Source organism: Mycobacterium sp. THU-M104 (assembly GCF_049197365.1).
Classification (GTDB): domain Bacteria; phylum Actinomycetota; class Actinomycetes; order Mycobacteriales; family Mycobacteriaceae; genus Mycobacterium.
Map to the genome: position 1 here is coordinate 1 of NZ_JBMIOP010000176.1, position 14,066 is coordinate 14,066.

A 14,066-nucleotide genomic window follows, 5' to 3' on the forward strand; every position below is an offset into this window, starting at 1 on the left:
TCGACCCGCACGCCGTCGTCGAACGCGCCGCCACAGCCGAACACGAGCGCACCGTCACCATCCGCCCCGCCCCCGACACCATGACCTACCTGACCGCACTACTACCGGTGACCCACGGCGTCTCGGTGTACGCCACGCTCACACGCGCCGCCGACACCACCTTCGACGGCCGCACGCGCGGCCAGGTCATGGCCGACACGCTGATCGAACGGATCACCGCACGCCCCGCCCAGGTGCCCACACCCATCGCCGTCAACCTGGTCCTCACCGACGAGACCCTGCTCGGCGGCACCACCACGCCCGCCGAGCTGGCCGGCTACGGCCCCATCCCGGCCGCCGTAGCCCGCAACCTCGTCAGCACCGCGATCACCGACGCCCGATCGCGGGCCACCCTGCGCCGGCTCTACCGCCATCCCCGCACCGGCGCCCTGGTCGCCATGGAATCACGCGCCCGGACCTTCCCCAAAGGGCTGGCCACCTTCATCGACCTACGCGACCACCACTGCCGCACCCCCTACTGCGACGCCCCCATCCGCCACCACGACCACGCCCAACCCTGGGCCCGGGGCGGACCGACCAGCGCCGCCAACGGCCTGGGCACCTGTGAACGATGCAACTACACCAAGGAGAGCCCGGGCTGGCGCGTCACCGCCTTGGTCGACGAGAACTGTTGCCATACGGCAGAATTCATCACCCCAACCGGGATGCGCTACCACTCCACCGCGCCGCCGCCGCCCGGGCCGCCCGTGCTGGACATCAGCGAACTCGAAACCCGCATCGGCATCACACTGGCGCAACGGCACGCCGCCTAGGCCTAAGCTGGCACCAATGACGGACTCGAATTCATCGCCGGGTTTCTCGGGGTTGCAGCGCATGGACTTCGACGCGCTCTATCGCGGCGAGAGCCCTGGCGTGGGCATCCCGCCGATGCCCACCCCGCCCTGGGACACCAAGGCACCCAAGGACAACGTCGTCACCTGGCACGACCGCGGCTGGGTACACGGTGACGTCCTCGACATCGGCTGCGGCCTCGGCGACAACGCCGTCTATCTGGCCGGCAAGGGGTACCGGGTGACCGGGCTCGACATCTCCCCGACCGCGCTCACCACCGCGGAGCGGCGGGCCGCCGACGCAGGAGTCGACGTGCGGTTCGCGGTGGCCGACTCCACCACGCTCGACGGCTACACCGAAGCGTTCGACACCGTCGTCGACAGCGGCATGTTCCACTGCCTCGACGACGACGGCAAACGCCGCTACGCCGCCGCGGTGCACCGCGCGACCCGGCCCGGGGCCACGCTGCTGATCAGTTGCTTCTCCGACACCGGCGCCGTCGACGAATGGCCCCGCCCGGTGGTCTCCGAGCAGACGCTGCGCGACATTCTCGGCAGCGCGGGGTGGGAGATCGAATCGCTGGATCCTGCCACGATGCGCCGCGAACACGACGGCACCCGGTTCGAGATGTCGTTTTGGTTCGTGCGTGCGCAGCGGGCCTCGTGAACCTGCAGGGCAATGCCGCCTCCATCCGAGAGGTGTGCGACGCGGGGCTGCTCTCCGGCGCGGTGACGCTGGTCTGGCAGCGCGGAAAAGTGCTGCAGATCAACGAGATCGGCTACCGCGACGTCGAGGCGGGGCTGCCGATGCAGCAGGACACCCTGTTCCGCATCGCGTCGATGACCAAACCCGTGACCGTCGCCGCGGTGATGAGCCTGGTCGACGAGGGAAAACTCGCGCTGAACGACCCGATCGTGGGTTGGGCGCCGGAGCTGGCCGACGTGCGGGTGCTCGACGACCCGCGCGGTCCGCTGGACCGCACGCATCCGGCGCGGCGCGCCATCGTGATCGAGGACCTGCTCACCCACACCAGCGGCCTGGCCTACGGCTTCTCGGTGTCCGGGCCGATCTCGCGGGCCTACGTGCGGCTGCCGTTCAACCAGGGGCCCGACGCGTGGCTGACCGAGCTGGCCAAACTGCCGCTGGTGCACCAACCCGGAGAGCGGGTCACCTACAGCCACTCCATCGACCTGCTGGGGGTCATCGCCTCCCGCGTCGAGGGCAAACCGTTCCACCAGGTGCTCGACGAACGGGTGCTGGGGCCGGTGGGCATGCCCGACACCGGTTTTTTCGTGACCCCCGAGGCGCGGCGGCGCGCCGCGACGATGTACCGGATCGACGAGCAGGGCACCCTGCGCCACGACGTGATGGGGACCCCGCACATCACACCGCCATCGTTCTGCAACGCCGGCGGCGGGCTGTGGTCGACCGCCGGCGACTACCTGCGGTTCGTGCGGATGCTGCTCGGCGACGGGACCATCGAGGGCGTGCGCGTGCTCTCTGCGGCCTCGGCGCGGCTCATGCACACCGACCGGCTCACCCCCGAGCACAAGCGCCACGACTTCCTGGGAGCGCCGTACTGGGTCGGCCGCGGATTCGGGCTGAACCTGTCGGTGGTGACCGATCCGGCGCGCTCGGCGCCGCTGTTCGGACCGGGCGGGCTGGGCACCTTCAGCTGGCCCGGCGCCTACGGGACGTGGTGGCAGGCCGACCCGTCCGCCGACGACCTGGTCGCGCTGTACCTGATCCAGAACATGCCCGACATGACCGCGGACGCCGCCACGGCCGTCGCGGGCAACACGTCGCTGGCCCAACTGCGCACCGCGCAGCCGAAATTCGTCCGCCGCACCTATCAAGCGCTCGGCCTGTGAATGCCCAGCTACCCGCCTGACCGCATCGCCGGCCCCCGGTTGCTGCTGCGGCTGCCCGTCCTCGACGACGCGGGCGCGCTGTTCCAGCGGGTGGCCCGCGACCCCGAGGTCACCCGGTATCTGCTGTGGCCGCCGCATCCGGACGTCGCGGCGACCCGGCGGGTGATCACCGAGAAGCTCAACGTCGGCGACGACGAACGAACCTGGGTCATCGAGCTGCGACACACCGGGGAAGTCGTCGGGATGGTCAGCTACCGGCGGACCGCCCCGCACTCGGTGGAGATCGGCTACTGCCTCGGCAAGCGCTGGTGGGGCAAGGGTTTGCTGTCCGAGGCCCTCGACATGCTGGTGAACGCACTGGAATCCGACCGGCAGATCTACCGGGTGTGGGCCACGTGCAGTCCCGACAACCAACGGTCCACCCGCCTGCTCGAACGCGCCGGTTTCTTCCTGGAAGGCCGGCTCGCCCGTCACGTCGTCTACCCGAGCATGGGGCCCGAGCCGCAGGACAGCCTGCTCTACGCCAAGATCCTGCGGTAGACGCCGTGTGCGGCTCAGACCTCGTCGGCGACCGTCTGCGCCGCGCCGTCGCCGTTGCTCCCGGCGTCGGCGGCCAGCGCGAAGACCGGTAACGCGGAGCCCACCGCGGCCGTCGACGCGTTGCGCTGGGCCTCCATCCGCGCCAGCGCCTCCTGCGTGAACACCGACAATCCCAGGTCGGGGTTGTAGCCGTGGATCTCCTTGACGTCGAGTTGGGCGAGGAAGTAGACGATCTCCTTGGACACCACCTGGCCGGGCACCAACACGGGGAAGCCCGGCGGGTAGGGCACCACGAACGTCGTCGACACCAACGTCTTGCCGTCGGCGAGCCGCCGCCCGGCCATCCCCATCAGGACGTGCTCGCGGTCGGACTCCTCGTAGCCGGCGTAGAAAGCCGACCGCATGTCACCGAACGAACACGCGTCGACCGGACGGAACGCGATGTCGAACTCACTGAAGTCCGGCAGGTGCGGCAGGTCCTCGGTGATCTCCTCGACCCGGCGGGCCTGCAGAGCGCGGTCGTCCTTGCCCCTCTCGAGCTGCCGGCGGTCGAGGTCCGAGGCGATCCGGCGCAGCACGTCGAGCAGGTAGTGCACACTCGACCAGGTGACCCCGATGGTGAAGATCAGCAGCACGCTGTTGATCGAGGTCTTGTTGATCTGGATACCGAACCGCTCCATCAGAATCTTCTCGCGGAAGTCGAACCCGTTCATCCCGGTCCGGCCGATGAACAGGGTGAGCCGGGTCGGGTCCAGCACGAACTGATCCGACCGCCACGCCTCGTTCCACTCGGCCAGCGCCCCCTGCCGGACCTGCCGGTACGAGCTGACCGTCGAGGTCCGGAACTCGTCGGGCACCAGGTCGGACTCGTCGAGAATGCGGAACCAGCGGCTGATCAGCGCGTCCTTGCGGACCCGGTGGCGAAAGACCAGCGCCATGTTGTAGACGTGCCGGACCAGTTCGAACCCCTCGATGTCGACCTGCCGGCGCGCCAGGTCCAGCGACGCGAGAAGCTGCTGGTTGGGCGACGTCGAGGTGTGGGTCAAAAACGCCTCGTCGAACGCGTCGCGGGTCAGCGCCTTGAAGTCCTGGTCGCGCACGTGGATCATCGACGACTGCCGGAACGCCGACAGCGACTTGTGCGTGGAATGCGTCGCGTATACCCGGACCCGGGCGCGGGCGGGATCGGGCAGCAGCCGGCGGGTCACCCACTCCGACCGGTCGACCCCGTCCATCTCGGCGCTCCACCGCCGGTACTCGCCCGCGTATTCCGGTGATGCCAGCATCTGTTCGAGGCGCTCGGCGGAGATCATCGCGGTGCGCTGCCGGGCCCACGGCACCGCGGTGGCGAACGCGTACCACGCCTCGTCCCACAGGAAGCAGATGTCGGGCTTGATCGCCAGCACCTCCTCCATCACCCGGCGGGGGTTGTAGACGACGCCGTCGAAGGTGCAGTTGGTCAGCAGCAGCATGCGCACCCGGTGCAGCTGCCCGGCGGCCTCGAGGTCCAGCAGCGTCTTCTTGATCGTGTGCAGTGACACCGCTCCGTAGATCGCGTACTGCGGCAACGGATATGCGTCCAGGTACAGCGGGTAGGCCCCGGCCAGCACCAGGCCGTAGTGGTGGGATTTGTGGCAGTTGCGGTCGATCAGCACGATGTCGCCCGGCCGGGTCAGGGCCTGCACGACGATCTTGTTGGCCGTCGACGTCCCGTTGGTGCTGAAGTAGGTCCAGTTGGAGTTCCAGGTGACGGCGGCCTTGTCCATCGCCGCCTTGATGTTGCCGTGCGGGTCCAGCAGCGAGTCCAAACCGCCCGAGGTCGAAGACGTCTCGGCCATGAAGATGTTGCGGCCGTAGAACTCGCCCATGTCCTGCAGCGACCTGGAGTTGAAGATGCTGGCCCCCCGCGCGACCGGCAGCGCGTGGAACTGGCCGATCGGCGCCGCGGCGTAGGCCCGCAGGGCGTCGAAAAACGGTGTGGCGAACCTGTTCCGCAACCCCGCGAGCACGGTGCTGTGCAGATCGGTGACGTCGTTCAGCCGGTAGAACGTGCGGTCGTAGACGTCGGGGTCGTCGGTCTCCGCGGCGATCGACTCGGCGGTGAGCAGATACAGGTCGATGTGCGGCCGCAGCTCCCGGATCCATTCGGCGCATTCGATCCAGTCGTGGGTTTGGCTGGCCGTCGGGTTGTCCCCGTCGCCACCGAGCAGCGTGGTCATCAGCGGCACCCGGTCGCGGGACCGCAGCGGCAGGTCGTCGCGGATGATCGCGACCTGGATCTCGCCGTTGAGCGCGACCGCGGTGATGGCGTCCTCGATGCTGCCGACCACCAGTAGCTCGTACTGGATCTCTTCGGAGGAGCGGCGCAGCGCCCGCAGGCACTCGACCAGGCTGTCGGGCGCCGTCATCGGGGCATCGTCGGCGAGCAGCACGGTGTAGAACTGCTGCTGTGTGGCCTGGGCGACCAGCTCCTGCTCGGCCAGCGACGCCGCGGTGTCGAAAAGCCCAGCGCGGTCGCCGTATTCGGACAGCAGCCGCACCGCCAACGACACCTCCTCGGCGAGCCGAACCGTCGAAAGCATCTCCAGGTGGGCCCGAAAGGTCGCCAGGTTCGCCGCACCCGGGTACAGCCAGTACCGCTCGTAGGCGGCCAGCCGGTCCATCAGCCGCCGCACCGTGGCCACGTCGTGGTGGATGTCCTGCTTGCTCAGGTCGGCCTCGGCCAGGTGGCGGCACGCGTCGTCGAGGAGGTTCCACGTGTCCAGCCGCGTGTACGACGGGTTGGCCACCGCCGCCAGCGCGGACACGTGCAGTCGTCGCGGCCGGCCCCAGTGTGCAGTCATAACCTCACCTGTCCTTTGGTGCGGATAGTCGTCCTGACCCGGCCACCCCGGACGGGGAACCGTTTCGGCGTGGCCGGTAGGCGGGCGGTGCCGCAAGCCCCCGGCGGCGCGCCGGCAAGTCGGCGACGTCGCTGAGCGAGCGCACCACCGCCTGCGTCAGACCCATCAGGGCGGCCATCAGCGGCAGCAACGGCTGCAGCGGCTTGGCGGCCGAACGGACGGTGGTGATGCGGCGGGCCACGATCAAACGTTCGACGCAGTGCGCCAGCCAGGCGCCGACGCCCAGGGCGTAGATCGCCAGCACCGCCGCCACGATGCTCAGCCGGTAGGCCGCGCAGACGACCGCACCCACCACCACCACCGCGGCCATGACCGCAGCAACGACGATACGCAACTCCAACCGGCTCACGGGTCCGGCGCCTGGCTTCGGACCGCCTGCGCTGCGGCCCGGATCTGCGGCGTCACCAGCATGACGCGCCCCAGCACGCCGTTGAGAAAGCCCGGGGACTCGTCGGTGGACAACTCCTTGGCCAGCTGCACGGCCTCATCGACGGCGACCGGCTCCGGCACGTCGTCGGCATAGAGCAGCTCCCACACCGCGACCCGCAGGATCGCTCGGTCCACCGCCGGCAACCGGTCCAGAGTCCAGCCCTGCAGGTGCGAACTGATCAGGTCGTCGATGTGCGCGCTGTTCTCGCCGACGCCGCGGGCCACGGTCACCGTGTGGGAGTGCAGCGGCGCGACGTCGGATTGCGACTGCGCCAGCGCGGTCCGCACGTCGACCAGCTCCCCGGGGGCCATTCCGCGAGCCTCGGCCTCGAACAGCAGGTCGACGGCACGTTTGCGGGCCTGATGGCGTCCTTTAGCGGGGCGCGCGGGTTTGCTCACGCGTTGACGCGCCCCAGGTAGCTGCCATCGCGGGAATCGACCTTCAGCTTGTCGCCGGTGTTGATGAACAGCGGGACGTTGATCTGTGCGCCGGTCTCCAGAGTGGCGGGCTTGGTGCCGGCGCTGGAGCGGTCGCCCTGCAGCCCCGGCTCGGTGTGGGTGACGTCGAGTTCGACCGTCACCGGCAGCTCGATGTAGAGCGCCGCACCGTTGTGGAACGCGATCTGCACCGGCATGCCCTCGAGCAGGAAATTGGCCGCATCACCCACCAGCGACTCGGGCAGCGGGTGCTGCTCGTAGTCCTGGCTGTCCATGAACACGAAGTCCGAGCCGTCGCGGTACAGATAGGTGGTGTCACGCCGGTCGACCGTGGCGGTCTCCACCTTCACCCCGGCGTTGTAGGTCTTGTCGACGACCTTGCCCGAGATGACGTTCTTGAGCTTGGTGCGCACGAAGGCTGGCCCCTTGCCGGGTTTGACGTGCTGGAATTCGACGATCTGCCACAGCTGGCCGTCGATCACCAGCACCAGTCCGTTCTTGAAGTCGGCGGTCGATGCCACGGTCGGTGTATCTCCTAAAGGATGGTCAGTTCTTTGGGGAACTGGGTCAGTAATTCCGGGCCGCGCCCGGCGGTCTCGTCAGGCACGACCACCGTGTCCTCGATGCGGACACCGCCGCGGCCGGGCAAATAGACACCGGGCTCCACGGTCACCGCGGAGCCCGCCAGTAGTGTACCGGCGGACGTGGCCCCGATCCCCGGCGCTTCGTGGATCTGCAGGCCCACCCCGTGGCCCAAGCCGTGACCGAACTGCTCGCCGTAGCCGGCGTCGACGATGAGCCGGCGGGCCGCGCCGTCCACGTCGCGCAGCGCGGCCCCGGGCCGCAGCGCCTCCCGCCCGGCGCGCTGCGCCTCGGCGACCAGCCGGTAGATCTCCAGCTGCCACTCGGCAGCCTTCCCCAGGATGAAGGTACGGGTCATGTCGGAGTGGTACCCCGCGACCAGCGCGCCGAAGTCGATCTTGACGAAATCGCCGGCGGCGAGCACCGCATCGGTCGGGCGGTGATGCGGGATCGCCGAATTGGCGCCGGCCGCGACGATCGTCTCGAAGGAGATCGCGTCGGCGCCGTGGTCGAGCATCAGCGCCTCCAGCTCGCGGCTCACCTCGCGCTCGGTTCGCCCCGGCCGCAGGCCGCCGCGCTGCACCAGGTCGGTCAGGGCGGCGTCGGCCGCCTCGCAGGCCAGCCGCAGCAAAGCCACCTCGCCGTCATCCTTGATCTCGCGCAGCGCCTCCACGGTTCCGGCGGCCCGCACCAGCTCGGTGGCCGCCTTGCGTTCCCGCAGCTCGGCGGTCAGGGTGTCGTAGCCGTCGACCGTGACGACGTCGCTTTCGAATCCCAGCTTGCTCACACCGGCGTCGGCGGCCAGCCCGACCAGGTGCCGGCCGACGGCCCGCTCGACCGCTATGTCGAGGTCGGGTGCCTGCTCGGCGGCCTGGGTGCGGTACCGGCCATCGGTGGCCAGCACCGGGCTTCGGCCGTTCGAGTCGTCGGCGAACACCAGCAACGCGCCGTTGGACCCGGTGAATCCGGACAGATAGCGAACGTTGATCAGGTCCGTGACCAGCATGGCTTCCAGCCCGCCGGCGGCGATCCGCGCCTTCAACTTGTCTCGACGCTGTGAATGTGTCACGCCCCTTGACGGTACTCGCTACGCTGAGGGCTCATGACTAACTGGATGCTTCGCGGACTGGTGTTCGCCGGTCTGATGGTCGTCGTCCGTGTGATTCAGGGGACGATCATCAACGCCTGGCCAACGCAGGCCGGGCTGGTCAGTATCGTGCTCCTGCTCCTGTTCACCGCTGCCGCGTTCGCCTGGGGAGTACTCGACGGCCGCGCCGACGCGACGGCCAACCCGGACCCCGACCGACGCCAGGACCTGGCGATGACCTGGTTGTTGGCCGGCCTGGTGGCGGGCATCCTCAGCGGCGCGGTGGCCTGGATCCTCGCGCTGTTCTACAAGGCCATCTACACCGGGGGGCTGATCAACGAGCTGACGACGTTCGCGGCGTTCACCGCGCTCATCGTGTTCCTGGCCGCGATCACCGGTGTGACCGCCGGCCGCTGGCGGGTGGACCGCAACCCGCCGCCGCGCCCGGAGGGCGCGGGCGAGGAGCGGGCCGACACCGACGTGTTCTCCGCGGTGCGCGACGATGACACCCCCACCGGCGAGGTGGCCGTGCCGGCGGGCGCGGTGGCCGCCGCGCCGTCGGCGGTGGCCACCGCCGAGCGCGAGGCACCCACCGAGACGATCCCGACGGGCACGTGGGGCGGCGGCACCGAGGCCATGCCCACGGCCGCCGCGGAAGCCAAGACCGAGGTGATCAAGCCGGTCCCCGCCACCGAGGCCGGACAGGCCGGAGAGGCGACCGAAGCCACCGAGGCGGTCATCGAGCGGCCCTCCGAGGAGCCCGAGCGCGGCTGACCCGAGCCGGCCGGCTCAATCCCGCATGCTGACCAGGTAGCGCAGGGCCAGCAGGTAGCCCTGCACGCCCAGGCCCACGATCAGCCCGGTCGCGACCGGGCTGAGGTAGGAATATCGCCGGAACTCCTCGCGCGCATGCACATTGGAGATGTGCACCTCGATCAGCGGCGCGCGCAACTCGGCGCACGCGTCGCGCAGCGCGATCGACGTGTGGGTGAGGCCGCCGGCGTTGAGGATCACCGGCTCCCCGGCGTCGGCGGCCGCGTGGATCCACTCGAGCAGTTGGGCTTCGCTGTCGCTTTGCCGCACCACAGCCGCCAGCCCCAACGCGGCGGCCTCAGCCTCGACCAGCGCGGCCAGCTCCTCGTGGGTGGTGTGCCCGTACACCCCGGGCTCGCGCCGGCCCAGCCGGCCCAGGTTCGGGCCGTTGATGACGTTGACCTTCATGGTTCACCCAGCCCCGCGTAGGCCGCCGCCAGCAGGGACGGGTCCGGCCCGGCCAGCCGGCCCGGCTCGGCCAGCCCGTCGAGCACCACGAACCGCAGCACGCCCGCGCGGGATTTCTTGTCGCCGGCCATGTATTCGAGCAACTCCGGCAGCGCGTCGGCGTCGTAGCCGACCGGCAAGCCCAGGGAGGTCAGGATGGTGCGATGCCGCTGCGCGGTGGCGTCGTCCAGCCGGCCGGCCAGCCGGGCCAGCTCGGCGGCGAACACCAAGCCCACCGAGACGGCGGCCCCGTGCCGCCACCGGTAGCGTTCGCGGCGCTCGATGGCGTGGCCCAGGGTGTGGCCGTAGTTCAGGATTTCGCGCAGCTCGGATTCCTTCTCGTCGGCGGCCACGACCTGCGCCTTCACCGCGATCGCGCGGCGCACCAGCTCCGGCAGCACCCCACCGGCCGGATCCAGGGCCGCCTGCGGGTCGGCCTCGATGAGATCGAGGATCGCCGGGTCGGCGATGAACCCGGCCTTGACGATTTCGGCCATCCCGGAGACCAGCTCGTTGCGCGGCAGCGTCGCCAGGGTCGCCAGGTCGACCAGGACGGCCAGCGGCTGATGGAACGCGCCGACCAGGTTCTTGCCGGCGTCGGTGTTGATGCCGGTCTTGCCGCCGACGGCGGCATCCACCATGCCCAGCAGGGTGGTGGGCATGTGCACGATCGAGACCCCGCGCAGCCAGGTGGCCGCCGCGAAACCGGCGACGTCGGTGGCCGCGCCGCCGCCCAGGCTGACCAGGACGTCCTTGCGGTCGATGCCGATGCGGCCCAGCACCTCCCAGATGAACCCCACGACGGGCAGGTCCTTGCCGGCCTCGGCGTCGGGGATCTCGATGCGGTGCGCGTCGACGCCGTGGCCGGCCAGCCGGCTGCGGATCGCCTCGGCGGCCGGCGCCAGCAGCGGTTGGTGCAGGATCGCGACACGGTGCCGACCGGACAGCAGCCGGTCCAGCTCGCCGTCCAGGTCGGTGCCGATGATCACCGGGTAGGGCGGGTCGACGGCCACCTCGAGGGTGACCGGCGCGGTGGTGCCGGTCATGTGGCGGCCTCGCTGGGCCGGGTTTGCGGCAGCCGCGACACGATGTGACGGACCACCGCCCCGGGGTTGCGGCGGTTGGTGTCCACCCGGATCGTGGCGACGCGCCGGTACAGCGGGACTCGCTGGGCCATCAGGTCGCGGTACCTCTCGGCGCGGTCGGCGCCGGCCAGCAGCGGCCGCGCAGTGGAGCCGGCGGTGCGCCGCACCCCTTCGGCGGCGCTGATCTGCAGGTAGACGACGGGGTGGCCGGCCAGCGCCTCGCGCACCCCCGGGCTGGTGACGGCCCCACCGCCCAGGGAGACGACCCCGTCGTGGTCGGCCAGTGCCGCGCGCACCACGTCCTGTTCGACGCGGCGGAACTCCTGCTCGCCGTCGGTGGCGAAGATGTCGGCGATGCTGCGGCCGGTGCGCTGCTCGATCGCCGCGTCGGTGTCCAGCAGGTCCACGCCGAGCGCCTTGGCGAGCCGCCGCCCGATGGTGGACTTGCCGGAGCCGGGCAGCCCCACGAGCACCGCTTTGGGTGTCATCACGCGGTACCCCGGGCCGCCGGCGCGTCCCGCTCGGCGACGGCACGCCGGTAGGAGTCGATGTTGCGGCATGTCTCGGTCAGCGAGTCGCCGCCGAACTTCAGCAGCGCCGCGCGGGCCAGCACCAGCGCCACCATGGTCTCGGCCACCACCCCGGCGGCCGGCACCGCGCAGACGTCCGAACGCTGGTGGATGGCGACGGCCGCGTCGCCGGTGGCCATGTCGACCGTCGCCAGCGCGCGCGGCACCGTGGAGATGGGTTTCATCGCGGCGCGCACCCGCAGCGGCTGGCCGTTGGTCATGCCGCCCTCGAGCCCGCCGGCCCGGTTGGTCGACCGGACCACGCCGTCGGGCCCGGGATACATCTCGTCGTGGGCGCGGCTGCCCCGGCGCCGCGCGGTCGCAAAGCCGTCGCCGATCTCGACGCCCTTGATCGCCTGGATGCCCATGACGGCGGCGGCCAGCTGGCCGTCGAGCCGATTGTCGCCGCTGGTGAACGACCCCAGCCCGATCGGCAGGCCCAGCGCCACGACCTCGACCACACCGCCGAGGGTGTCGCCGTCCTTCTTGGCCGCCTCGATCTCGGCGATCATCGACTCCTCGGCGGCCTTGTCATAGGCGCGGACCGGGCTGGCGTCGATCGCGGGCAGGTCTTCGGCGCGCGGCGGCGGGCCGTCGTAGGGCTGCGACGGCCCGATCGCGATGACGTGGGAGAGCACCTCGACGCCCATCGCCTGGCGCAGGAACGACCGCGCGATTGTCCCGGCCGCGACACGGGCGGCGGTCTCCCGGGCGCTGGCCCGCTCCAGCACGGGCCGGGCGTCGTCGAATCCGTACTTGAGCATGCCCGCGTAGTCGGCGTGGCCGGGCCGGGGCCGGGTGAGCGGCGCGTTGCGCGCCGAGTTCTCCAGGTCCTCGGCTCGCTCCGCGTCCACCGGGTCGGCCGCCATCACCGTCTCCCATTTGGGCCATTCGGTGTTGCCGATCTCCACGGCGATCGGCCCGCCCAGGGTGACGCCGTGGCGCACCCCGGACAGCACCGTCACCGCGTCGCGCTCGAAGGCCATGCGGGCGCCACGGCCGTAGCCCAGGCGACGGCGGGCGAGTTGATCGGCGATCTCGGTGGAGGTGACCTGCACGCCGGCGACCATGCCTTCGAGCACGGCCACCAGCGCACGACCGTGTGACTCCCCGGCGGTGATCCAGCGCAACACCCGGCCATTGTCCCACGTGCACCAGGCAGCGCCGAAAGCACGCCGAGCGTGAAGCTGCGGCGAAAACCCCGCCGAAAAATCGCAACCGCTTCACGCTCGGCGCTGACGCCGGGCTACCAGAACGCCAAGGCAACCGCCGCCGCGGTGGCCAGGCACATCGACGGGCCGTGCGGCACGCTGCGCGCACCGCACGCCTTTGTTGCGACCACACCACACAGCGCGGTCAAAAGCGCCGCGCCCAGCGCGGCCAACAACCACACCGCGACGCCGAAACACCCGGCCAGCCCTCCCAGGCCCAAAGCGAGCTTGACATCCCCGGCCCCCATACCCGAGGGGGCCGACACGTGCACCAGCAGATAGATCCCGCCCAGCGCCGCCGCGCCCGCCAGGGCGGGCAACCAGCGCCCGGCCACCGCCGCGACCGCCAGGACCGCTAGTGCCCCGGGCAGCGTCAGCGGGTTGGGCAACCGGCGCTCCCGCACGTCGTACCAGCTCAGCGCGGCCATCCACAGCAGCACCGCCGCGATGAGCATGCCGGCCACGCTAACCCAGCGCGGCGGCCATGGCCTCCCGCGGAGCAGGCAGCCCTGTGAATTGTTCGACCTGGGCGAAGGCCTGGTGCAGCAGCATCTGCACACCGCTGATCACCCGGCCGCCCGCAGCGGCGACCGCGGCGGCCAACGGAGTGGGCCACGGGTCGTAGACGGCGTCCAGAAGCACCGGGATCCCGGCGAAGGCACCGGCGTAGCGCGACGCCGCATCCGCCGGGATGGCGCTGACCAGCACCTCGGCGGCCGCCACCCGGTCGGCCAGTTCGGCGCCGTCCAGGCCGCAGAACCGCGTCGCGACGCCGGCACGCTCACCCAGGTCCACCAGCCGGGCCGCCTTGGCGGCATCGCGCGCCACGACGGTGACATCGGTGACGCCGAGCAGTGCCAGTCCCACGACGGCCGCCGGAGCGGTGCCGCCGGACCCGCACACCAGCGCCGGGCCCGTGGCGGCCCCCAGCGCCCCCGCCACACCGTCGATGTCGGTGTTGTCGGCGCGCCAGCCCGCCGGGGCGCGCACCAGGGTGTTGGCCGACCCGACCAGGGCCGCGCGTTCGGTGTGCTCGTCGGCGAACCGCAGCGCAGCGAACTTGCCTGGCATGGTCACCGACACACCGACCCACTCGGGTCCGAAGCCGCCGACCATGCCCGCCAGCTCGTCGGCGTCACACTCGATGCGCTCGTAGGTCCAGCCGTCCAGGCCCAGCGCGCGGTAGGCGGCCAGGTGCAGCTGCGGGGACTTCGAATGGGCGATCGGCTTGCCCAGCACCCCGGCTTTGCTGGGCACTTT

The 14,066-nt window shown here is 70.8% G+C and carries 15 protein-coding genes and 1 pseudogene; 5 read left to right on the plus strand and 11 right to left on the minus strand.

What is annotated here, in order from left to right; translation table 11 throughout:
* The 4 genes and pseudogenes from ACOJVU_RS14080 to ACOJVU_RS14095 all read left to right on the plus strand — a co-directional run.
* Positions 1-812 (plus strand): annotated as a pseudogene (locus ACOJVU_RS14080) (HNH endonuclease); the annotation flags it as partial.
* Between the two features lie 52 nt (positions 813-864).
* Entirely contained in the window at positions 865-1,497 is a 633-nt protein-coding gene (locus ACOJVU_RS14085; RefSeq protein ID WP_421530363.1) for a class I SAM-dependent methyltransferase, read from the plus strand.
* Positions 1,494-2,702, plus strand: a complete 1,209-nt coding sequence (locus ACOJVU_RS14090) for a serine hydrolase domain-containing protein (RefSeq protein WP_421530332.1) — start codon at positions 1,494-1,496, stop codon at positions 2,700-2,702. The genes ACOJVU_RS14085 and ACOJVU_RS14090 overlap by 4 nt, the downstream gene beginning before the upstream one ends.
* Positions 2,703-3,242 carry a GNAT family N-acetyltransferase gene (locus ACOJVU_RS14095; RefSeq protein WP_421530333.1) on the plus strand — a complete coding sequence of 180 codons (540 nt, stop codon included), beginning with the start codon at positions 2,703-2,705 and terminating at the stop codon, positions 3,240-3,242. It begins immediately after the preceding gene.
* 14 nt (positions 3,243-3,256) lie between these two features.
* Here ACOJVU_RS14095 and ACOJVU_RS14100 read toward each other — a convergent pair whose 3' ends face one another.
* From ACOJVU_RS14100 to ACOJVU_RS14120, 5 genes are read right to left on the minus strand one after another with little or no spacing between them, the layout of a single operon-like run.
* Positions 3,257-6,085 carry an aminotransferase class I/II-fold pyridoxal phosphate-dependent enzyme gene (locus ACOJVU_RS14100; RefSeq protein WP_421530334.1) on the minus strand — a complete coding sequence of 943 codons (2,829 nt, stop codon included), beginning with the start codon at positions 6,083-6,085 and terminating at the stop codon, positions 3,257-3,259.
* Positions 6,086-6,089: 4 nt separating this feature from the next.
* Positions 6,090-6,494 carry an antitermination protein NusB gene (locus ACOJVU_RS14105; RefSeq protein ID WP_421530335.1) on the minus strand — a complete coding sequence of 135 codons (405 nt, stop codon included), beginning with the start codon at positions 6,492-6,494 and terminating at the stop codon, positions 6,090-6,092.
* A complete protein-coding gene (gene nusB, locus ACOJVU_RS14110; RefSeq protein ID WP_421530336.1) occupies positions 6,491-6,973 on the minus strand; it encodes a transcription antitermination factor NusB in 483 nt (160 codons plus the stop codon). Before nusB ends, ACOJVU_RS14105 begins: the two co-directional genes overlap by 4 nt.
* Positions 6,970-7,533 carry an elongation factor P gene (gene efp / locus ACOJVU_RS14115; protein WP_421530337.1) on the minus strand — a complete coding sequence of 188 codons (564 nt, stop codon included), beginning with the start codon at positions 7,531-7,533 and terminating at the stop codon, positions 6,970-6,972. The genes nusB and efp overlap by 4 nt, the downstream gene beginning before the upstream one ends.
* 14 nt (positions 7,534-7,547) lie before the next feature.
* Positions 7,548-8,663, minus strand: coding sequence for a M24 family metallopeptidase (locus ACOJVU_RS14120; RefSeq protein ID WP_421530338.1), 1,116 nt, complete (start codon positions 8,661-8,663; stop codon positions 7,548-7,550).
* Between the two features lie 33 nt (positions 8,664-8,696).
* Between ACOJVU_RS14120 and ACOJVU_RS14125 the strand changes: the two genes are divergently transcribed.
* The gene (locus tag ACOJVU_RS14125; protein WP_421530339.1) at positions 8,697-9,455 is read left to right on the plus strand and encodes a B-4DMT family transporter; all 759 of its coding nucleotides are present in this window, start codon (positions 8,697-8,699) and stop codon (positions 9,453-9,455) included.
* Positions 9,456-9,470: 15 nt separating this feature from the next.
* Here ACOJVU_RS14125 and aroQ read toward each other — a convergent pair whose 3' ends face one another.
* The 6 genes from aroQ to ACOJVU_RS14155 form a co-directional block, all read right to left on the minus strand.
* Positions 9,471-9,902, minus strand: a complete 432-nt coding sequence (gene aroQ, locus ACOJVU_RS14130) for a type II 3-dehydroquinate dehydratase (RefSeq protein ID WP_421530340.1) — start codon at positions 9,900-9,902, stop codon at positions 9,471-9,473.
* Positions 9,899-10,987 carry a 3-dehydroquinate synthase gene (gene aroB / locus ACOJVU_RS14135; RefSeq protein ID WP_421530341.1) on the minus strand — a complete coding sequence of 363 codons (1,089 nt, stop codon included), beginning with the start codon at positions 10,985-10,987 and terminating at the stop codon, positions 9,899-9,901. Before aroB ends, aroQ begins: the two co-directional genes overlap by 4 nt.
* Entirely contained in the window at positions 10,984-11,514 is a 531-nt protein-coding gene (locus ACOJVU_RS14140) for a shikimate kinase (protein ID WP_421530342.1), read from the minus strand. The genes aroB and ACOJVU_RS14140 overlap by 4 nt, the downstream gene beginning before the upstream one ends.
* Positions 11,514-12,728: a chorismate synthase gene (gene aroC / locus ACOJVU_RS14145; RefSeq protein ID WP_421530343.1), complete on the minus strand. Its 1,215-nt coding sequence runs from the start codon at positions 12,726-12,728 to the stop codon at positions 11,514-11,516. The genes ACOJVU_RS14140 and aroC overlap by 1 nt, the downstream gene beginning before the upstream one ends.
* A gap of 113 nt (positions 12,729-12,841) precedes the next feature.
* Entirely contained in the window at positions 12,842-13,261 is a 420-nt protein-coding gene (locus ACOJVU_RS14150) for an A24 family peptidase (RefSeq protein ID WP_421530344.1), read from the minus strand.
* 10 nt (positions 13,262-13,271) lie between these two features.
* The gene (locus tag ACOJVU_RS14155; protein ID WP_421530345.1) at positions 13,272-14,063 is read right to left on the minus strand and encodes a shikimate dehydrogenase; all 792 of its coding nucleotides are present in this window, start codon (positions 14,061-14,063) and stop codon (positions 13,272-13,274) included.
* Between the last annotated feature and the right edge of the window lie 3 nt (positions 14,064-14,066).

Bases quoted from the DNA above. Each gene is read 5' to 3' on its own strand.
- ACOJVU_RS14095 (WP_421530333.1), top strand. From the start codon at position 2,703: ATGCCCAGCTACCCGCCTGACCGCATCGCCGGCCCCCGGTTGCTGCTG.
- ACOJVU_RS14100 (WP_421530334.1), bottom strand. From the start codon at position 6,085: ATGACTGCACACTGGGGCCGGCCGCGACGACTGCACGTGTCCGCGCTG.
- ACOJVU_RS14125 (WP_421530339.1), top strand. From the start codon at position 8,697: ATGACTAACTGGATGCTTCGCGGACTGGTGTTCGCCGGTCTGATGGTC.
- aroQ (WP_421530340.1), bottom strand. From the start codon at position 9,902: ATGAAGGTCAACGTCATCAACGGCCCGAACCTGGGCCGGCTGGGCCGG.
- aroB (WP_421530341.1), bottom strand. From the start codon at position 10,987: ATGACCGGCACCACCGCGCCGGTCACCCTCGAGGTGGCCGTCGACCCG.
- ACOJVU_RS14140 (WP_421530342.1), bottom strand. From the start codon at position 11,514: ATGACACCCAAAGCGGTGCTCGTGGGGCTGCCCGGCTCCGGCAAGTCC.
- ACOJVU_RS14150 (WP_421530344.1), bottom strand. From the start codon at position 13,261: ATGCTCATCGCGGCGGTGCTGCTGTGGATGGCCGCGCTGAGCTGGTAC.